The 20,223-nt window shown below is 36.5% G+C and carries 20 protein-coding genes; 5 read left to right on the top strand and 15 right to left on the bottom strand.

The genetic code is table 11. The features are described 5' to 3' along the window. Positions 1-449 precede the first annotated feature (449 nt). From GMB86_RS00510 to GMB86_RS00480, 7 genes are all read right to left on the bottom strand, one after another. Positions 450-2,078, bottom strand: coding sequence for an ABC transporter substrate-binding protein (locus GMB86_RS00510; RefSeq protein WP_230458936.1), 1,629 nt, complete (start codon positions 2,076-2,078; stop codon positions 450-452). A 142-nt stretch (positions 2,079-2,220) separates the two neighbouring features. Further along, entirely contained in the window at positions 2,221-3,084 is an 864-nt protein-coding gene (opp4C, locus tag GMB86_RS00505) for an oligopeptide ABC transporter permease (RefSeq protein ID WP_155215968.1), read from the bottom strand. 79 nt (positions 3,085-3,163) lie between these two features. Beyond that, entirely contained in the window at positions 3,164-4,114 is a 951-nt protein-coding gene (locus GMB86_RS00500; protein WP_155215731.1) for an ABC transporter permease, read from the bottom strand. 24 nt (positions 4,115-4,138) lie between these two features. Beyond that, positions 4,139-5,128, bottom strand: a complete 990-nt coding sequence (locus GMB86_RS00495) for an ABC transporter ATP-binding protein (protein ID WP_155215729.1) — start codon at positions 5,126-5,128, stop codon at positions 4,139-4,141. Then, positions 5,125-6,138: an ABC transporter ATP-binding protein gene (locus GMB86_RS00490; protein ID WP_155215727.1), complete on the bottom strand. Its 1,014-nt coding sequence runs from the start codon at positions 6,136-6,138 to the stop codon at positions 5,125-5,127. Before GMB86_RS00490 ends, GMB86_RS00495 begins: the two co-directional genes overlap by 4 nt. Before the next feature lie 19 nt (positions 6,139-6,157). Next, a complete protein-coding gene (locus GMB86_RS00485; RefSeq protein ID WP_155215725.1) occupies positions 6,158-7,387 on the bottom strand; it encodes an amidohydrolase in 1,230 nt (409 codons plus the stop codon). A 47-nt stretch (positions 7,388-7,434) separates the two neighbouring features. Further along, entirely contained in the window at positions 7,435-8,658 is a 1,224-nt protein-coding gene (locus GMB86_RS00480; protein ID WP_155215723.1) for a M20 family metallopeptidase, read from the bottom strand. Between the two features lie 491 nt (positions 8,659-9,149). Here GMB86_RS00480 and GMB86_RS00475 point away from each other — a divergent pair, with 491 nt between their 5' ends. Both GMB86_RS00475 and GMB86_RS00470 read left to right on the top strand, forming a co-directional pair. Then, a complete protein-coding gene (locus GMB86_RS00475) occupies positions 9,150-10,547 on the top strand; it encodes a hypothetical protein (RefSeq protein WP_155215721.1) in 1,398 nt (465 codons plus the stop codon). Positions 10,548-10,679: 132 nt separating this feature from the next. Continuing rightward, positions 10,680-11,114 carry a ferritin-like domain-containing protein gene (locus GMB86_RS00470; RefSeq protein ID WP_155215719.1) on the top strand — a complete coding sequence of 145 codons (435 nt, stop codon included), beginning with the start codon at positions 10,680-10,682 and terminating at the stop codon, positions 11,112-11,114. 99 nt (positions 11,115-11,213) lie between these two features. Here the strand turns inward: GMB86_RS00470 and GMB86_RS00465 are convergent, their stop codons facing one another. Further along, positions 11,214-12,428, bottom strand: a complete 1,215-nt coding sequence (locus GMB86_RS00465; protein WP_155215717.1) for an ABC transporter permease — start codon at positions 12,426-12,428, stop codon at positions 11,214-11,216. Further along, positions 12,416-13,168 carry an ABC transporter ATP-binding protein gene (locus GMB86_RS00460; protein ID WP_155215715.1) on the bottom strand — a complete coding sequence of 251 codons (753 nt, stop codon included), beginning with the start codon at positions 13,166-13,168 and terminating at the stop codon, positions 12,416-12,418. Before GMB86_RS00460 ends, GMB86_RS00465 begins: the two co-directional genes overlap by 13 nt. Positions 13,169-13,476: 308 nt before the next feature. Here GMB86_RS00460 and GMB86_RS00455 point away from each other — a divergent pair, with 308 nt between their 5' ends. Then, positions 13,477-13,911 (top strand): HIT family protein, encoded by a 435-nt coding sequence (locus GMB86_RS00455; protein WP_155215713.1) that lies wholly within the window; start codon positions 13,477-13,479, stop codon positions 13,909-13,911. 7 nt (positions 13,912-13,918) lie between these two features. Here the strand turns inward: GMB86_RS00455 and GMB86_RS00450 are convergent, their stop codons facing one another. Beyond that, on the bottom strand, positions 13,919-14,113 hold the full coding sequence (locus GMB86_RS00450; RefSeq protein WP_155215711.1) for a hypothetical protein: 195 nt from the start codon (positions 14,111-14,113) through the stop codon (positions 13,919-13,921). Between the two features lie 167 nt (positions 14,114-14,280). Here GMB86_RS00450 and GMB86_RS00445 point away from each other — a divergent pair, with 167 nt between their 5' ends. Continuing rightward, positions 14,281-14,619 (top strand): YtxH domain-containing protein, encoded by a 339-nt coding sequence (locus GMB86_RS00445; protein WP_155215709.1) that lies wholly within the window; start codon positions 14,281-14,283, stop codon positions 14,617-14,619. Positions 14,620-14,780: 161 nt separating this feature from the next. On the opposite strand, the gene GMB86_RS00440 is transcribed toward GMB86_RS00445, so the two are convergent. Together GMB86_RS00440 and GMB86_RS00435 are read right to left on the bottom strand one after the other, a co-directional pair. Continuing rightward, the gene (locus GMB86_RS00440) at positions 14,781-16,013 is read right to left on the bottom strand and encodes an aminopeptidase (protein ID WP_155215707.1); all 1,233 of its coding nucleotides are present in this window, start codon (positions 16,011-16,013) and stop codon (positions 14,781-14,783) included. Between the two features lie 58 nt (positions 16,014-16,071). After that, the gene (locus tag GMB86_RS00435) at positions 16,072-16,647 is read right to left on the bottom strand and encodes a YpmS family protein (RefSeq protein WP_155215705.1); all 576 of its coding nucleotides are present in this window, start codon (positions 16,645-16,647) and stop codon (positions 16,072-16,074) included. Positions 16,648-17,209: 562 nt separating this feature from the next. Here GMB86_RS00435 and GMB86_RS00430 point away from each other — a divergent pair. Next, complete coding sequence (locus tag GMB86_RS00430) at positions 17,210-18,073, top strand: peptidylprolyl isomerase (protein ID WP_329602683.1); 864 nt, start codon at positions 17,210-17,212, stop codon at positions 18,071-18,073. A gap of 89 nt (positions 18,074-18,162) precedes the next feature. Here the strand turns inward: GMB86_RS00430 and GMB86_RS00425 are convergent, their stop codons facing one another. The 3 genes from GMB86_RS00425 to yhaM form a co-directional block, all read right to left on the bottom strand. Beyond that, a complete protein-coding gene (locus GMB86_RS00425; protein WP_329602682.1) occupies positions 18,163-18,711 on the bottom strand; it encodes an NAD(P)H-dependent oxidoreductase in 549 nt (182 codons plus the stop codon). 166 nt (positions 18,712-18,877) lie between these two features. After that, positions 18,878-19,171 carry a sporulation YhaL family protein gene (locus GMB86_RS00420; RefSeq protein WP_155215695.1) on the bottom strand — a complete coding sequence of 98 codons (294 nt, stop codon included), beginning with the start codon at positions 19,169-19,171 and terminating at the stop codon, positions 18,878-18,880. A 68-nt stretch (positions 19,172-19,239) separates the two neighbouring features. Next, on the bottom strand, positions 19,240-20,211 hold the full coding sequence (gene yhaM, locus GMB86_RS00415) for a 3'-5' exoribonuclease YhaM (protein ID WP_329602681.1): 972 nt from the start codon (positions 20,209-20,211) through the stop codon (positions 19,240-19,242). Between the last annotated feature and the right edge of the window lie 12 nt (positions 20,212-20,223).

The following is a 20,223-nucleotide window of genomic DNA, read 5'->3' as shown; positions in this document are numbered from 1 at the left end:
GGACGAATCCCGTAATGACGACACTTTGCTGTAGAGCTACTCCCCTTTAAAGACTATTTTGTTACTTTAATCATATGTGATTATTTCAAAATTGTCAATAAGGTTTTAGTTTAATTTTTTTAAAATTTAATGGTCATCAAACAGATACTGTTAATATGAACAAATTACCGATCGTATTTAGTTGAACCCTGCTAATTTTCCTACCGGATGTCTAACGTGTGTTTGCCAGTAAACCATACCCCAAATTCAGTATTTGTTTTACCTTGTGATACTGACCTGTCATGACTAAAGTCACGAGTGTTCTCGGCTATTTCATAAATTTAAAATCTCATTTTCACGGCCTATCAAATATTTATGTGGTTCAGAGTTTTTTTTTAATGAACGTAATATAAAAGGGATTACCATTTAAAAACTTGGTAATCCCTTTTATTTTAGTTTGGCTAACTTTTTTATTTTGACTTAAGATCCCAGTCTTGTAGATCATATTGTGTACCAAATGGTTTTGGTCCACCATGGGTAACATTTTTCGATACAGCTACAATTTCTTTCATAGAGTAAAGTGTGATAACCGGCATATCTTTTTCCCATAAGTTTTGTAATTTATTATAGATTTCTTTACGTTTTGTTGCATCTGGTTCTGATTTTCCTTGCTTTAGAAGGTCTGTATTTTCTGGATTATCGTATCCCATAAAGTTATATGTCCCGCCTGGTGCATATAGGCTCGACAAATCTGGATCGAGATTCATTGTAAATCCGATGAGGAGGATATCAAAATCCCCTGCTTTCCCTTTTTGCATAATCGTTGGGAAATCATATGTGGTTGTTTTTACTTTTACACCGACAGCCTTTAAGTTTTCAGCAATAATGTTGGCTGAATCTTCACGAATTTTATTTCCGATTGGTACAACAAAGTTGATGGTTTTATTGAAATCAAAACCAGCGTCTTTTAACATTTGTTTAGCTTTATTTGGATCATAAGGAATTGGTTTAATACTTTTATCGAGATAAGGATTTAAAGATGTGTAGGGCCCGTCAACAATTTCACCTTGGCCTTTAAGAAGTTTATCTACGATTTGTTGACGATTAATCGCATAGACAAATGCTTGACGTACTTTGGCATCTTTAATCGTTTTTGTATTAAATTGCATGGTTTGGAAACCGATCTGTTTTTCAACTGATGTATTGACGTTAGATAGTTTTTTAACAGTATCTAAATCTTGGAACGTAATGTCCCCAATACCGAATGACGCGTTCATTTGGATTTCACCCGATTGAAGTTGTGCGACTAAATTTGGAGCAGGCATGATTTTAATATACATGTTTTTAATTTTAGGTTTGCCTAAGTAATATTTATCATTTGATACGTACTGAACATATTGATTCTTGCTATATTTCACAAATTTGTATGGACCTGAAGTTACATTTGGTTTGATCATAAATGGATCTTCGGCTAACTTATCAGGAGCCACATCTTTTAATACATGCTCAGGCAACGTAATGACTTTAGTCCCGATCATTTCTTTAACATAATTTGGATCAACTGGTTTTTGGGTTTTGAACTCGACAGTATGTTCATCAACTGTTTTTAGTCCAGGGATAGTCGTTTGTCCGGCTGGAAGTTTGCCAGCGCCATCAAGTCCTTGAAGCGGTGATAAGTTCCCTCCGACATGTGTTTCAGTTTTTGGGTTTGCAATCAAATTAAATGTAAAGACAACGTCATCTGCAGTGATCGATTGACCATCTGACCATTTAGCTTTAGGATTTAGCTTAATCGTATATGTTTGATTATCTGTTGTATCAATAGAATCTGCTAATTTCGGTTTAAATTCAAGAGCAGATGTCATATCTAGAAAACTATCAAACATAAATCTTTCGGCATATTGTGCAGCAATATCACTTGAGTTAATAGGATTGAAGCTTGCTGGTGGGTTAACCATCCCAATATACATGGTTTTATCTCCTTTATTCGAAGAACCACCAGAACCGCCACATGCTGTTAAAAAAACTAAAGAAATAAGGCTTAAAAATAATACCAATTGCTTCATCATTTTCTTAGATTTTTTCTGGATATAATCCAACTTCTCTTCCCCCTATTGATTAAAGTTGAACTGTCCAAAGGTTCAGGCAAATATTCCAAGATTCCGAGTGAATTCTCATATTCTCATTCCATCTTGCCCTTCACCTTGAACATTTCGTTAAAATTTATATTGTAGTTCATCACTACCTAGATTGATTTGATTCTAAGGCATCTCTTAACCCATCACCGATAAAGTTGATGGATAAAACGGATAATAATATCATGAGTCCAGGTGGAATCCAAAGCCATGGCTGCGAAGATAGTACCGTTAATGACTGGGCTTGCGTTAGCATATTTCCCCAACTTGCCGCTGGAGGTCTAACTCCCATACCTAAGAAACTTAAGGATGCTTCCATAATAATGGCAGAGGCTACACCAAACGTCGCATTAACCAAAATCGGTGCAAAAGCATTGGGTAAAATATGTTGAAAAATAATTTTTGGTGTTGAATAGCCTAATGCTACGCCAGCTTTGACATAATCCATTTCTTTAATCGACAGCACACTCCCTCGCACTAGCCGTGCGACTTGTGGCCAACCGAGAATACCTAGAACCAATGTGATATTAAAAAGATTAGGTCCTATAACACTAACTAGAACAAGAATAACCATCAAATATGGAAATGACATGAAGACATCAGTCACACGCATAATGATATTGTCCACCCATTTACCAAAGTATCCTGCAAGGGCACCAAGAACAGTGCCTATAGCAACATAAATGGCTACAGCACCTAAACCAACAGTAATAGATACACGAGAAGCGTAAACTAAACGGCTAAAGACGTCTCTACCAACCTGATCTGTTCCAAGCAAATGATCGGCTGAGGGAGCTGCTTCAAATGTGTCGGATACAGCATTGGGATGATGTGGTGCAATAACTTGAGCAAAAATGTCCATTAAAATAATTAGAGTAAAGACAATAAGTCCTGCAACGGCCAATTTATGTTTAAAAAATCGCCTAGTCACCAGTCTTAGGTAACTTTCTTCTTTCCCTAGTTCTTCCATAACTAACGTTTTAGATTCGAGGCTTTGTTTTGTTAGAGGCTCATTTATGTTAGGTAAAGACACATTGACTCACTCCTTTCTACTCATATTTAATACGAGGGTCTACAATTGAATAAACCACATCCGTTAATAGGTTAGATACCAAAACAGCGATAGCGGCAATTAAATTTAAAGCCATTAATGCAGAGTAATCTCGTGACCCAATTGATTGAATCGTTAATTGTCCTAATCCAGGCCATTGAAACACTTGTTCAGTAACAACAGCGCCACCGATGAGAAGCGGAATATCCATTCCAATAATCGTGATGATAGGGATTAACGCATTCCTTAAGGCATGTTTATTTGTGACAATAAAATTACGTAGCCCTTTGGCTCGAGCGGTCCGTAAATAATCTTTACCGAGTACATCAATCATGCTGGATCTCACATAACGAACCATATTTCCTGCGATTCCAGTTGCTAGAACGAGAACAGGTAGAATCATATGAAAAAAAGTATCTCCAAAGCCAGTCGTTCCACCCAAGGTATTCATCCCGCCCGTTGGCAATAACTCAAGTTTACTTGCGAAAATATAGATGGCCCCAAGTCCCAAGAAAAAGTGTGGAATTGATACACCTAGGAACGAAAAACCAGTGGTTAAATAATCAATCCAAGAGTATTGACGTGTTGCACTTAGGATACCTAAAGGAATCGCAATTAGGTAAGCCACGATTAACGAAGTTCCCATTAATAATAAGGTAGGCCCTAACCGCTCTATTAGCATACTTGTAACAGGTTCACGTGTAGAATAAGAAAAACCTAAATTCCCTTGGAAAAGTTGTCCTAGCCAATGGCCATATTGAACCCATAACGGATCGTTTAGGCCCAACTGCTCTTTTGCTAGAGCAATTTGCTGCGGCGTTGCAGATGGATTGACATACATATCAACCGGATTACCAGGCGCCATATTGATTACAAAAAATGTAAATACAGTGACCCCAAATAATACCGGGATCGCAATCAGTATTCGGCGGATAATGTATTGAAACAAATGAATTACCCCTCTCTCTTTTATTTAAGTAAGTGGAAAATGGCAAGCGACTTGATGATTTTCACCATCTAATGGTGGCGTTTTTTCTCGGCAAATCGGTTGTGCAAAGGGACAACGTGTATGAAAAGCACACCCTTTTGGCGGATTTGCAGGACTAGGGACATCGCCTTCTACTACGATTTGTTCACGATTACGCATATGCGGATTTGGTACCGGATAGGCACTTAATAAAATCTTCGTATAAGGATGTCTAGGCTGATTAAAAATCTCTTCTGTTGGTGCGATCTCCACAATTTTACCGAGATACATTACTGTAATCCGATCACTAATATATTTCACTGCTCCAAGTCCATGAGCAATGAACACATACGTTAAATTAAATTCTTTTTGAAGATCTTTTAATAAGTTAAGTACCTGCGCTTGAATAGAAACATCTAAAGCTGAAACAGGTTCATCACAAATAATAAGTTTAGGATTTAAGATAAGTGCTCGAGCAATTCCAATTCTTTGTCGTTGCCCACCTGAAAACTCATGAGGGTAACGACTTTTATGGTACTTTGTAAGACCGACGATTTCTAAAATATTGTTAACTTTACGTTCTATTTCTTCTCCTTCTGCTAGCTTGTGAGCTCTTAAAGGTTCAGCTAATAAATCACCAATTCGTTTACGTGGATTAAGAGAAGAGTAAGGATCTTGAAAAATAATTTGCAAATCGGTTCTTAATTTTCTCATCTCATTTTTTGATAGGTTAGCCAAATTCTTATTTTGGAAGATGACGTCACCATCTGTTGGATCATCTAATCGAACTATAGACCTGCCGGTTGTTGATTTTCCGCAACCAGATTCACCAACCAGTCCCATGGTCTCGCCTGGATAAACAGAGAAACTGATGCCATCGACCGCTTTGACGTGACCTACAGTTTTTGAAATAATCCCTTTTTTTATAGGATAGTATTTTTTTAGATTGACAACTTCTAATAACGGTTTTTGTTTCTCTTTTATCTTCGGGCTCATGAGTTCACTTCCTCTCTTACATCTTTATCCAATTGTTCAGAATCATATAAGAAACATCTAACACTATGTGATTCATTTTCCTTAAGTTGAAGTAAGTCAGGTTTTTCATTGATGCAACGCTCTGTAGCAAAAGGACATCTTGTATGAAAACGACAGCCTTTAGGCATATGCTGAAGTGTAGGTACAGTACCTGGAATTGAATCCAAGCGTTCACTTGAATCATTATCAAGATGAGGAATAGATTTTATTAATCCTTTAGTATAAGGGTGTTTTGGGCTATCAAATAGAGTATAAACATCTGCTTCTTCAACAACCTGACCAGCATACATAACAATGACTTTGTCAGCCATTTCAGCTACAACACCTAAATCGTGAGTGATTAAGATAATCGCAGTGTTAAGTTCATTTTTCAATTTTTTCATTAATTTAAGAATTTGGGCTTGGATCGTTACATCTAAAGCTGTTGTAGGTTCATCAGCTAAAATTAAATTGGGTTTACACGATAAAGCCATGGCAATCATGACCCTTTGTCTCATCCCGCCAGATAAGGCATGAGGATACTCATTTATGATGGCTTCAGCCCTTGGAATCCCTACTTTTTTCAACATATCGATAGCGTACAATTTGGCTTGTTTCTTTGAAAGTTTTAAATGAAGACGGATTCCTTCCATTAATTGATTACCAATGGTTAAGAGAGGATTCAACGATGTCATAGGTTCTTGGAATATCATCGAAATATCATTACCTCTTATATTGCGCATCTCCTGTTCAGAAAGATTAGTTAATTCTCGATCCTTAAACTTTACTGAACCATGTTTTACTCGTCCACCTTTACCAAGTAGGCGCATAATCGAAAGTGACGTAACACTTTTTCCACATCCAGATTCTCCTACAATACCTAATGTTTCACCTTCTTTTAATGAGAAGCTGACTTCATCAACTGATGTAACTTCCCCTTTATCCGTTCGAAAGACTGTTTGAAGATTATTCACATCAAGTAAGTTAGCCAAGTTTATCACCTCTTTTGAATTAATGATCTTTTGCGGCATATTCTGCATTAAGATTTTGTATACAATCCTGTATACCATTATGAGAGCCTAAATAATAATGAACGATACTTAAAAAGGCTTTTCCCGTCATTAGCATAGCTCGTTCATCAAAATCAAATTTCGGATGATGATGGGGATATTTTGCTCCTATCTCCGGGTTACCTGCACCCGTGAAAAAGAACATACCAGGTATTTCTTTAACATAGTGGGCAAAATCTTCTCCACCCATTTGAGGCGACATCATAACTGCTACGTCTTTTCCAAAATCTTTATCTATTATTTCTTTAAATTCACGCGTTTCTTTTTCGTGATTATATAAAGCGGGATAACCACGGTTATAGTTCACAATGCCTTTCGCTTGAAAAGCTGAGCATACATTTTCTACTAATCTAGTCAATTCTCGTTCAATCAAGTCACTTTGTTCTTCATTGAATGTTCTAACGGTTCCTCGTAAAGTCGCTGAGTCTGCAATGATATTAAAAGCACTCCCTGAATGAAAAGTTCCAATAGAGACAACGGCAGATTTCAATGGGTCAATTTGTCTACTCACAATAAGTTGAAGTTGAGCAATGATTTGTGAAGCAACAGCAATGGCATCAACTGATTGATGTGGAGCTGATCCATGTCCACCTACCCCTTGTATGATAATTTCTATACGATCAGAGGCTGCCATAATATGGCCTTTATTAAAACCAAATGTGCCATATTGAATGGTACTCCAAAGATGGGCTCCAAAAATGGCATCAACATCTTTTAAACAACCAGCTTGAATCATTTCTTTAGCTCCACCAGGAGGAGTTTCTTCAGCGTGTTGAAAGATTAAAACAAGTTTACCCGCCAATTCATCTCGATGTTTTTGGAGAACCTTAGCTACACCAAGTAATGTAGCAGTATGACCGTCATGACCACACGCATGCATCACGCCGGGTATCGTCGATTTATATGTAACATCCTTTTCATCTTGTATGGGCAGTGCATCAAAATCTGCTCTAAGGGCAATCGTCTTTCCCGGTGACTTCCCTTTAATGACACCTACAATGCCTCCACCAACAGGTTTTGCTTCAATGCCAACGTTTTCTAAACAATGGACTATAAATGCCTTTGTTTTTACTTCTTGAAAAGATAATTCTGGATATTTATGTAGATGCCTTCTCCATTCAACCATTTCATCATAATAAGTGTCTAAAACATCATGCCACTTATTTAACAAGAAAAACACTCCCTATTATTAAGTTAGTTTGAATTTAGCTTTATGATTTATAGATCTGCTTTTTCGAACTTTTCATCTTCTATGGATTGATTATCTTGAGGACAGAGGTAGTAATCAACAATGCTTAGGAATGCTTTTCCAGCCATCAGCATGGCACGTTCATCAAAATTAAATTTAGGATGATGATGTGGATATTTTGCTCCTACCTCTGGATTTCCTGCACCAGTTAAAAAGAACATGCCAGGTCTTTCTTGTAAATAGTATGCAAAATCTTCACCACCCATTAGAGGTGGAACTAACGTAGCGACTCCTTTTCCAAACGTTGAATCAATAATTTTTTTAAATACTTTTGATTCTTTTTCATGGTTAACAACGGCGTCATAGCCTCTAGAATACGTGACTTCACACGTTGCATGAAAAGCTTCACAAACATGTTCTACGATATGTGGAATTTGTTTCTCAATATGGGCTCTTACACTTTCATCAAATGTCCGAACGGTTCCTTTAAATGTTGCTGTATCAGCTATAATATTGGCTGCACTACCTGCTTGAAAAGAACCAAAAGAAATAACGGCAGACTTTAACGGGTCAACTTGTCTACTTACAATTAACTGCAGTTGGTTAATCACTTCGGCGCCAATAACTATAGCATCAACAGATTGGTGTGGAGCAGACCCATGTCCACCTAATCCTTGAATTTTTATTTCTAATGCATCAGCAGCTGCCATAAAATCGCCACTATTATATCCAAATTGACCATACGGGATTGTACTCCATAAATGAGTTCCAAATACCAAGTCAACACCGTCTAAACACCCATCTTGTATCATAGGTTTCGCCCCACCAGGATGCATTTCCTCTGCATGCTGGTGAAGAAGTATGACATTTCCTTCTAGTTCATGACGATGCTCACTTAACACTTGGGCTACATTCAATAAAGTCGAAGTATGCCCGTCATGACCACATGCATGCATCACACCCGGAACAGTTGATTTATATGGGACATCCTTCTCATCTTGGATGAATAAGGCATCAAAATCAGCTCTAAGAGCAATTGTTTTCCCAGGTTTTCCGCCTCGAATGATGCCGACAACTCCCCCTCCACCAACATTATCTTTTACTTCAATACCAAACGACTCTAATTTTTCAACAATAAAAGCGCGAGTTTTAACTTCTTGATAAGAGAGTTCTGGATGTTGATGTAAAAACCGGCGCCATTCTACCATTTGGTCATACAATTCTTCAATTCTTTCATGCCATGTACTAATCAAGCTCAACACTCCTTATTGAGTTTTCATTTTGGAAAGAAGATTGAATGTAAAGCAATTCAGAATATTATTAATGTTTTTCCTTGTTGAAATAAGTATAAAATACATATTTTTAATTGTCAAAACTTTTTTTATATTTACATTTTTCTCTACTTTTTTACATTTTTTGGCGTTACAGTATAAAATCCTCTATTTTTACTTAATTATATATTAGTAGTGCGGATTGCATGATACTTCTGAACTGGAAATAGGCAATTTTGAGGTATATTGAAAATTTAAGGGGTAATCTTTTGCTAAAATCAATCGAAAATTGACATAATTTTTCAACATATTGTCTTGGATCTAAAAATATTTAAGAACTATAAATATCAAATTAAGTAACGTTTTGTCGATCCTTTCTTCTTGTACTCAACTTCTAATTGGGGGCCATTCACACTTGTCAGGACTTTAGCATATTTTATAGGCAAATGACTAACTAATAGGGGAGATATTCCATGTATGCGGCATTAACATCACTTCATTGGGTCTATTTGCTATTTATCATCTTAATTATTGGTGTCATGGTTCTAAGGCGCGATACAACACTTGTTTGTATTATTGGTATTTTTCTGCTTGGTTTAATCGCTACATCTTCCTTGACAACTGCCTTAACCGGTGTTTTTTCCAGTCTAATCTATGCTATCACGCAATTATTAGGAACCATTCTTGTTATTTCTATCATTGTTTCTTTGAGTCATATTATGACCCATACTGGAATCAACGAAGTTATGATTTCTCCATTTACTAGACTTATAAAGACACCGAACCATGCATTTTGGATTATTGGTTTACTTATGATGGTGGTCTCTTTCTTCTTTTGGCCATCTCCTGCCATAGCCTTGTTAGGCGTCGTGCTTTTGCCTGTTGCCCTTCGTGTCGGTCTTCCAGCGCTGGGAGCAGCAATAGCGATGAACTTATTTGGTCATGGCATTGCACTTTCAGGTGATTATGTCATTCAAGGAGCACCAAAACTAACGGCTGATGCCGCTGGGATTCCTGTTGATCAAGTTATTCAAGCAAGCATTCCACTGGTTATTGTCATGGGTTTAGTTACAACCATAACTGCTTTTATCTTTATGAAACGAGACATGAAAAGAGGTATCTTGACAGTAACATCAACTGATTTACAGCATTTTGACGAACAAATGAATCAAAGAAAGGCTCCGTTATCTAAGGGCTTAAGACTTTTCTTTGCCGTTTTAATTCCAATTTTGCTCATTCTTGATGTCGTTGGAATGATTATTTTTCACCTGCAAGGCGGAGATGCGACGGCTCTCATTGGTGGAACCATTATTTTTATACTCATGGCTATATCTTTAACAGCTTATAAAAATAAAGGTTTAGAAAAGATTACGGATTACTTAATAAATGGTTTTCAATTCGGGTTTAAAGTATTTGGTCCAGTTATTCCGATCGCGGCTTTCTTTTATATGGGAGATGCTGGCTTTATCGATGTTTTTGGTAAAACACTCCCCGCACACTCACAAGGGATTGTGAATGACTTAGGAAATGCCTTAGCTCATATTGCTCCTGTAAACACTGAAGTTGCAACGGCAACATTAACGGTTGTTGGTGTCATTACTGGCTTAGATGGATCAGGTTTTTCTGGTATTTCATTAGCTGGATCAATCGCTCACCTATTTTCTGCAACTTTAGGAGAAGGTATCGCCACTTTGACCGCGCTTGGGCAACTTGCAGGTATATGGGTAGGAGGGGGAACGCTCGTTCCTTGGGCGCTCATTCCTGCAGCTGCGATCTGTAACGTTGATGCTTTCGAACTTGCAAGGCGTAACCTCATACCTGTTATTTTTGGCCTTATCGTAACCACCATTGTTGCCATGTTTTTAGTCTAGCTAATCAGAATTCTAAGAAGTTAGTATCGTCATTCTCTAATAAACAATGTTTATAAGTGCATCCTTCCGTTTATTTTATCTAAGTAAGGGTATCTAGATTAATGTGAGGATATAAAAGAAAGGATGACGAAAATGAAACCAGAAATGAAAGAACTAATTGATGGATTAAATGAAGACTTGGCGGCAGAGTATGGTGCTGTTATCCAATATACGTATTATGCAGCAACAGTGACAGGCCTTTACTATCAGGTCTTTAAACCGTTTTTTGAAGAAGAAATTCCTGATGAACAAGGGCATGCCCTCTATTTATCTGAAAAAATATCAACATATGGTGGAACTCCTACGACAACTCCAGCTCCAGTCAAACAAGTGACCGATGTTAAAGATATGTTAACTGAAGCTAGTAAAGCTGAACTTGATACCATCAAACGTTATGAAAAACGAATCGAAAAAGCGAGAGAACTTGGATTGACTGAACTGGCTGTGACATTAGAAGATATGATCACTGATGAGACCCAACACTATGAAAAAATGGAACGGATGTTGAAAGACCCTCGTCTTTCGTAATCCATCCATTTCAACTCTTTTTTAAAGAAGACGTTCCAGGGCCCAAAAAGAAAAAGGATTGCTTAAGTTGCAATCCTTTTTCTTTTTACTTATTTTTCACTAATCATTAATTAATTTTTTGTAATAATATCCATAGCTTAAACCTACACTTACAACCATCGTTATGAGTATTGACAAGAGAACGAACGAAATCCTTAGATGTGAGATAGTTGTGATGATCGATAAAAAGAGCCCCTGAACGATCAAACAAATCAAAATGATAGAACAATAACTCTTTACTTTTACTGTCTTTGTAATTGGGTACATCCCCGCTAATGCTTGAGGCACCGGTCTAGTAAAAATTCCAAAGAGTTGAAGCCCTGTAAGATATAGAACGGAAAGTATAATAAATAAAGCAAATACATCATGGTCTGTATAAAAAGATAAAATCGCTCCAACAAGGGTCAATCTCAGATAAATACCTAGATAATCTTCTGCCCTTAAGAAAATTGAGAAGTATAAGTACCGGAAAACGTGAACCTTATCAAATTTACGGAATTTCAGAAATATATTTAACCAAGGACGGGATTTTACTCGACCCTTCAGCTGCGGGACGTCAACAAATAGGTTCGCAAATCTTAACAGAAGCATCATTTGATGATTTTCCATTGCGATTAGCCTGTCCCAATGTAACACCCCCCCTGCTTTCTGCCGATGAAAAAGAAAGTAAGAGACTAAACCCATCACTATGACATAAGAGATGACAAGGACGATTGATTGCTTACTAAGTACGGCATAGAAAAATAAAAGCGTCAAACAGCTACGAATGACTCTTAATACTAATGGATTCTCCGAATATTGCTCATACCATTTACAATCCATATTCCAGGCTTTAACAAAAAAAGCAAGGATTAACGTTAGCAGATACGACGCTACGCTATGCATCGGATATTTAAGGTAAAGTGGTGAAAATAGAACAAAAACAACGATGAGTGTGGCACACTGCAGCATAAAACTATATCGACAACTTTTATAAAAATAACGTCCCATCTGACTCTCTAACGGGAGTAAAAAAACGACATCTGCCTGTTGAACAAAGGTTCGTATCGGTGTCCTAATTACAAAAAAGCCAAAAATAACAGTTAAAATGAAGGAAACGGGAAATGTTTCTGGTAATTGATCCAATGTTTTTTTATAATAAACGCTTCCTAAAATAATAAGAACATAGAGCGTAAACATGAGTCCACTATTTTTCCCAATAATGCCCCAATAACGGCTCGCCATGGTCCAATAATCTCTTACACGTCTCTGCCATAAAGATATTAATGAATCCATGCCGTATCTCCCTTTGCAATAGCAACATAAATATCGTGAAGGGTCGCATGTCGTTTACCGTACTTTTCCTTAATCTCTTCAAGTTTTCCTTGAACGACGCATTTTCCATCATGTAAAATGATAAAGCGGTCACAATATTGTTCAGCCGTTGATAAAATATGAGTCGACATGAGAATCCCGCATCCTTTTTCTTTCATTTCGATCATTAGATCAAGGAAGGATTGAATGCCAATTGGATCTAACCCAACGAAAGGCTCGTCTACAACATAAAGGGAAGGGTTCACTAGAAAAGCACACATAATCATGACTTTTTGCTTCATCCCTTTTGAAAATTGACCTGGAAACCAATTAAGCCTTTTCTCCATTCGGAAACGAACCGCCAAATCTTCCACACGACGTTCAAAATCGCTCTTATCTATCCCATAAGCCATTGCTGATAATGATAAATGCTCTTTTAAAGTTAGATGCTCGTATAATTCTGGAGTTTCTGGAACATAAGCAATTTGTCTTCGATAGTGTTCCATATTTTCTTTAATACCAACTCCGTTAAGGTTAATGTCTCCTGAATGTGGCTGTAGTAGACCTAAGATATGTTTGATGGTTGTACTTTTCCCAGCACCGTTCAAACCCACAAGTCCAACAAGTTCACCTGGTTTGATTTCAAATGAAATATCATGTAGAACGTCATTTTGCCTACTGTATCCTCCGACCAGATGATTAACTTCCAATATAGAATTCATGTCTATTTCACTCGCTTTCAACTTTATGATTTACCATTCTGTTCTTATGTTCAAGGATATTACTCGCTCAACACTTTCACAAACGGAAAGACTAATGGTTCATCCTTAGAAAGTTGGTAAGGATAAATGGAAGAGCGACTAATTTGACACTCACTTCATAAGCTCATATGTATAGAAAAAATGTTATTCAGGTATACTTCCTTTACTATCTTAACTTAGTTTATCAAAAATAAATGAATTCAGCGAATAGATGAGGTAAAATGGAGATTATAAGATGAGTCCATACATAAAAGAAAGGATGACTTAAAATGTCGCATGATGAAAATTGTGTTTTTTGTAAAATCATAAAAGGTGAAATCCCAAGTGCTAAAGTTTTTGAAAATGAGGATATATATGCTTTCCTTGATTTGAGTCAAGTGACGAAAGGCCATACGCTCGTAATTCCTAAAAAACATCAACAAGATATCTTTCAACTTGATCCAGAAACAGCGGCTGCTATTTACAAAAAAGTTCCTATGATTGCAAATGCAATTAAAGATGCCTTTAAACCAGCTGGTATGAATATCATTAATAATAATGGTTCAATTGCTAGCCAAACTGTTTTTCATTACCATGTACACCTCATACCACGGTATGATGAAACTGATGGGTTCACACCTGTTTTTCAATCCCATATGGATGATTATACTGAGGCTGATCGAAAATCGATTGCAGAGCAAATTAAAACTCATACCGTTAAATAATATTTCTTTATCCTGAACGGAGCAACAACCAGCCAAATAAAACAAAGATGATACCTATTACGCCAATCAACTTAATTTTCTTAACGAGCTTTTGCTGAACGACATTTCTAAAAGGAAGCCGGGGATTATTTAAAATATTAGTAATAGAATAAATAATGCAAGCAAAGCCGAATATGAATAGTAACATAAGCAAGATGATCATAATGCATTCCTCCTGTAGTGATAAGCTATGCAAAATGTATTATAATCATGTTATATTTAAACTATATTTTTTGGGAGCTCAGTTGATGTAGTACCGAATTAAACGTATTAGATATTAGGCTATGTCATAGCTTTAGAAACAACAAATTTAATCATGAGGTGATCAAAATGGGAAAATTTTCGTCCTACCTTCTTGGTTTCAGTATTGGTGGAATCGTTGGTGGAGTAACTGTTCTCTTAACAACCCCCAAAAAAGGGTCAGATCTTCGTCAAGATTTAAAAACAAATATCCAAGAACCAATTAAAGATGTTAAGACCTCGATTGTACAAGTAAAAGATCAAGTCCAGCAGTTAACTCAAGAAAGTATTCCAACCATTAAATCAACGGTAAAGGATGTCAGCGAGCTGGTTAGCACATGGAAAGCAGATGTTCAGCCGCATCTTGTTAAATTAAAAGAAGCGATTGGGCAGTTCGATATACCTAAAATCCCTCATAAAAAAGATTAAAATTAAGTTATAAAGCGAAAAACACCACCTTTTAATTAAGAGGTGGTGTTTTATCGTCTATATTACGAGATATTCATAGTTAATATGTTGCGAACACGGCTACTCAAAAATCACTTTTCAAGGCTTTAACCTTGCCTGCTAGCCATGTTGACATAATCTAATCAAAACGCCCAAAGACCTTGTCGGAATACAGGTTCTCTTTCACCACTGTTCGTTATACCATCAATTGAAAGTTCTTCTGAACCCACCATGAAATCGACATGCACAAGGCTCGTATTTGCTCCATGTTGATCTAATTCTTCTCGGGTCATATTAGCTCCATTCTCTAAACACTTTGGATAGGCTTTCCCTATAGCAAGGTGGCAAGAGGCATTTTCATCAAATAAGGTCATGAAAAAGGTCATGCCTGATTGAGAAATGGGTGAATTATACGGTACAAGAGCAACTTCACCAAGGTAGTGAGAACCATCATCGGTATTTATCAAACGTTTTAACGTCTCTTCTCCCTTATCAGCATGTGCTTCAATAATTCTTCCATCTTTAAATGTTAGCGATATTTTTTCAATTAAAGTTCCATTGTAATTTAATGGCAGAGTACTTGTGACTGTTCCATTTACTCCTGTTTTTAACGGCAAAGTAAAAACTTCTTCTGTCGGTATATTGGGCATAAAATGATGTCCTTCTTGATTCGTCGCTGCACCCCCAGCCCATAGATAGTCTTTGTCAAAAGTTATCGTTAAGTCAGTACCTGGAGCTGTATAATGCAATTGATGATATTTTTTTTCATTCAAGTAATTCATTTTTTCTTCTAACGTTTTTTGATGTTTTTCCCATGCTCCAATCGGATCGTCTTGATCTGCACGTGTCATTTTAAACAAAGTTTTCCATAATTTTTTTGTTGCAGTCTCTAGGTCTTCATTTGGGAACAATTTCAAGGCCCATTGATCCGATGGAACAGCTATGATATTCCAGCTAACCTTATCTGACATTCGATATTCTCTATAGTCAAATAACGCTTGATTTTCTGTTCTAATTTCCGTTTCCAATTTAGTGGGATCAATATCTGAAAATAGGTCCAATGAAGGTGTCCGAATCAGAAGAAACGCCGCTCCTTCTGACGCCAACTTTTCAAATCCTTTCGCTTTCCAAGTTGGGTATTCTTTAAATGTTTCATTTGGTGCATATGTAAGTTTCGTTAATTGAAGGTCATGATCTGTCCAGTCGAAATAGACGTGTTTCGCTCCCTCTTGATACGCTATTTCGGTTACCTTTTCTACAAATTGAATGGCTTTGACTGGGGCAATAATGACAAGATCTTGTCCCTTTTGCAGATTTATCCCTATTTTAATAGCTAGCTTTGCATAGTTCGTAAATTGGTCCTCAAACGATATCATACTTTTTACCTCCTCAATTATTTTAGAATTCCATTTTGAGACAAAGGGCGATTACGACTTATTTTTGATAAACATCAAAATTAATCTTATCCTTTTGAAGTTGAATGTCTTTTGCTTTTAAATAAAATTGATCATTTAGAGGCATTTCATTCAAATTAACATAGATTTGTTTTTTGCTTGACTGAATAACAACCCAGTCAGGGAAATTCGTCCCGTTGTCGATAAATTGCAGGACCTGTTCGTCAGGTAGATTAACTCTTCCCAAGGTTACAGATTTTTCTTTCAGGATAATGTCGCCGCTAGCTGTCACTTTTGGATCAAATGACATAGTAAATGGTATGCCCATTCCTAAAACTTTTAAATCACCTGTTAATGTCACATCATTATTTAATTCTACTTGGTAAGTTAACTGGTCATTTTGGTGGTCCTGAATCTCGCTATTGATCATATCCGTTAACCGTTGTTTATTCGCATTGACGGAGAAGATCGGTCCACCAACATGATGAGGTTCCGTGATAATGTTTTGATGGGAAGTATGTACGACGAAAAGATTGTAAAATAATACTGAAAGTCCAACGCATACCAACACTATAAGTGTGATTAAAGCAAAAAACGCACTTTTCCATTTATTCATTCAGGCTGCCACTCCTCATTAATTATCCAGTTTAAGACTATCATTTTTTCGCCTCTTTTGATAGTCTAATGGTATGCGTTTGTAAATTTACCGGAGGTCTAGGTATGGTTCTCTTATTATTTATTTTATTTGCTATCTTTATTATATATTTATTCAATTACTTAACTAATGAACTCTGCACAAAGAAAAGCATTCCCAAAGAGCGACATGAACTTATTTTTAAAAGAGTAAATGTTAGTATCCTTTTATTGCTAATGTCTAGTTATTACGAATTGTTTTTTTATTAATTGTTGATCACATAGGTTTGTCATCCAATCATTCAGACCTAATGCTACGATATACCATGTGAATTTTCCCATTTTCTCGACAAGTTGGTCATCTATCAGTTAGAATGGGACATAGTTGCTTGATGACCCACCATTATATGTTTTCCAATACATAAATGAATATAGCAACTCGCATTCAAATGAATTTGATTAATTGTATATGATAGGTTTACAATATTAAACTGAATGGGAACCCAAACAGTGGGATAAATATATAACTAGGAGTGAGACAACACGTGAAGAAATTAATTATCATTCTTGCTGCTGTCATTGGTCTCTCAAGCTTAGCTGCTTGTGGCAACAATGATACAATTGTAAGTACAAATGCAGGTAATGTGTCTAAGGATGATCTCTACAATGAGATGAAAGACACTTATGGAAAACAAGTCTTACAACAAATGGTTTATGATAAAATTCTATCTAAACATTATAAAGTTACCAAAAAAGAAATTGATGCTAAAATTAATGAAATTAAAAAATCAGTTGGATCAGATGAGCAGTTTCAATTGGCTCTCCAACAAAATGGGTTGACGGAAAAACAATTTAGAGACAATGTAAGACAACAACTCTTACTCACAAAAGCAGAAACTGATGGGGTTAAAGTCTCGGATAAAGAAGCTAAAGATTATTACAACAAAAACAAAGATCAGCTAAAACAGATTAAAGCAAGTCACATTCTTGTAAAAGACAAAAAGACAGCTGATAGTATCGAAAAACAATTAAAAGAGGGCAAAAAATTCTCAGATCTTGCTAAAAAATACGGTACTGATGCAACAAAAGATAAAGGCGGAGACCTAGGCTGGTTTAAAAAAGGAGCCATGGACGCCGACTTTGAAAAAGCTGCCTTTAAACTTAAAGTTAATGAAGTAAGTTCACCAGTAAAAACCCAATTTGGTTACCATGTCATTAAATTAACAGGTGTTAAAGATTCATACAATGATTTAAAATCAGCAGCTGTTGATGCTGTAAAACAATCAAAATCTAAATCACAAGAGCAGGTTCTCCAAAGTCTTATTAAGAAAAGTGATGTTGACGTGAAAGACAAATCTTTCAAAGGATTATTTGATAGTCCAGCCACAAGCACTTCTACTGGAGAATAAGTTAAGGATAAAAAAGTAACACTCGTTATGAGTGTTATTTTTTTATCTTATTTTTATAAAAATGGGGTAGATTCGTGTGATTAAAACGGTTATTTTATGGTGATCTCTAAATGTTTCTTCAATTCCTCTAAGTAAATGTCGATTTGTGGGTGATGAACAACATCATGTACTGTGAATGTTTCTAACTTTTTCATACCTACGAACTCTTGGGTTTTGTGAAATCCTAAGAAAATGTCATCGACTGTTTTACCACCTAAAAAGGCCGTTTCATTTTGAAATGCCTCTCTTGGAGCATTCCAGGTTGTTGATAGCATATAATGTTTATCCTTAAACAATCCCCCGCGTCCATATTCACCTCTACCAGAGAAGAAAATTCCAGATCTGTAAACTTCATCAATATACGTTTTCAATAAGCCAGGTACATTAAACCAATAAACTGGTGTTTGGAAGATAATCGTATCTGCCCAAACAAACTTCTCTTGCTCGTCACTAATCTTATAGCCTTTATCAATATTAGTTCGTTTAATTTCATGCTTTCCCTTGAGTAATCGTTCCATTTCATCTGCGAGTGTTTCATTCAATTTACCCTTAGGTTCACCATAAGTTTGATAACCATTAATAATCAATATATGACTCACTAGACACCCTCCACTTTTCATTTATTACGCATACAATACCTATTATTCTCTTTCTTCGAATTTATGTAAAGTGTGCACCCGAACGAGCTTATTTCTATTAATATCTAAAGAATGAAAGATAGAGTGGTCAGTGTCATCTCTGAACATAACAAGAAACAACGGATGCTTAATGTATCGCATCCGTTGCTTCATTTGTTTTGCGTTTGGCTTTCTCCATTTCCATTCTTTCAATATAGACATGACCTTGCTCTTCAACCCACTTATCATCAATTTCTTTATCTTTTCGTGATAAAGTAAAGGCTTGATACCCGCTAAATATTATTCCTAAAACAACCATGATCCCCCACCATGGAAGAGTTTCGATTTGCTCTATCATAGACCCAAGTAGATGAAATTGCTGTAAAACGAATAGAGTTAAAATAACCCCAATCAAGAATAGTGACCGTTTTGTCCGTTTCATCAGTAGTCCCTCCATATTAATTTGTTACTCTACTATATGCCTTAGGGGACCAGATTATGAATAGCTTGTCAATTCCGTTCGGGTTGCATTTGACTACTTATAGAAATCGTCTTTGGGCGGTAAAGGGCACGTTGATCCAGGGCAAACAATCGCTCTGTGAATTCACCCGGCTTTACTTTTTCAAGAGCGCGATCCATCATATTCATTTTAGCATCCAAATTATCTAACATATGAATAATCTCGGCCTCTTTAATTAAGGGCGGTTTGGGGCTTCCCCACTCTGGCTTCGAGTGATGGCTTAAGACGATATGTTGTAGAATAACAAGTTCTTCTCCATCGAGTTCTAATTGTCTTGCCATATCGCCAATTTCATTGACCATGATCGTTATATGCCCGAGAAGCTTACCTTCTAATGTGTAACTTGTCGCTGTTGGTCCTGAAAGTTCAATGACTTTTCCCATATCGTGAAGAATAATCCCTGAATAAAGTAAATCAGTGTCTAGAGATGGGTATAACTTCGCTACAGATTCAGCCAATTTAAGCATTGATACAACATGATAAGCGAGTCCCGACATAAACTCATGATGGTTCCGAACGGCAGCCGGGAATTCAAAAAATGCTTCATGATGTTTTTTTAGCAAGGCCCTAGTCAATCTCTGTAAATTAGGATTTTTAATCTCAAACACATATTTGGTTATACTTTCAACCATGTCTTCAATACTTACAGGGGCTGACATAATAAGACTGGATTTCTTTATGTTGTCTTGTTCATTCGTTAAACGGATCGCATGAAGACGCAATTGCTTTTTACCACGATATAGGGTTATTTCGCCATGTATCTTCACAATTTTATCAGCAGCATAATCAACGATATCTTGCTCTGAACAATCCCAAAGTTTGGCATCAATTTCACCCGTACGGTCTTGTAATATCAAGGTTAGAAACGGCTTCCCCGTTGACGTAGTTCCCTTAGTGACAGATTTTATAAGAACAAATTGATTCACCTTGTCTCCTTCATTAAATGAACTAATTCCGCTCACACATGATTCCTC

This window comes from Terrilactibacillus tamarindi (assembly GCF_009718825.1).
Lineage (GTDB): Bacteria > Bacillota > Bacilli > Bacillales > Sporolactobacillaceae > Terrilactibacillus > Terrilactibacillus tamarindi.
Note: the sequence above shows the minus strand (reverse complement) of the source record. Positions and strands in the feature narration are given on the sequence as shown.

Bases quoted from the DNA above. Each gene is read 5' to 3' on its own strand.
- GMB86_RS00420 (WP_155215695.1), bottom strand. From the start codon at position 19,171: ATGAAACGGACAAAACGGTCACTATTCTTGATTGGGGTTATTTTAACT.
- GMB86_RS00475 (WP_155215721.1), top strand. From the start codon at position 9,150: ATGTATGCGGCATTAACATCACTTCATTGGGTCTATTTGCTATTTATC.
- GMB86_RS00460 (WP_155215715.1), bottom strand. From the start codon at position 13,168: ATGAATTCTATATTGGAAGTTAATCATCTGGTCGGAGGATACAGTAGG.
- GMB86_RS00435 (WP_155215705.1), bottom strand. From the start codon at position 16,647: ATGAATAAATGGAAAAGTGCGTTTTTTGCTTTAATCACACTTATAGTG.
- GMB86_RS00470 (WP_155215719.1), top strand. From the start codon at position 10,680: ATGAAACCAGAAATGAAAGAACTAATTGATGGATTAAATGAAGACTTG.
- GMB86_RS00455 (WP_155215713.1), top strand. From the start codon at position 13,477: ATGTCGCATGATGAAAATTGTGTTTTTTGTAAAATCATAAAAGGTGAA.
- opp4C (WP_155215968.1), bottom strand. From the start codon at position 3,084: ATGGAAGAACTAGGGAAAGAAGAAAGTTACCTAAGACTGGTGACTAGG.
- GMB86_RS00450 (WP_155215711.1), bottom strand. From the start codon at position 14,113: ATGATCATCTTGCTTATGTTACTATTCATATTCGGCTTTGCTTGCATT.
- GMB86_RS00495 (WP_155215729.1), bottom strand. From the start codon at position 5,128: ATGAGCCCGAAGATAAAAGAGAAACAAAAACCGTTATTAGAAGTTGTC.
- GMB86_RS00440 (WP_155215707.1), bottom strand. From the start codon at position 16,013: ATGATATCGTTTGAGGACCAATTTACGAACTATGCAAAGCTAGCTATT.
- GMB86_RS00445 (WP_155215709.1), top strand. From the start codon at position 14,281: ATGGGAAAATTTTCGTCCTACCTTCTTGGTTTCAGTATTGGTGGAATC.
- GMB86_RS00465 (WP_155215717.1), bottom strand. From the start codon at position 12,428: ATGGATTCATTAATATCTTTATGGCAGAGACGTGTAAGAGATTATTGG.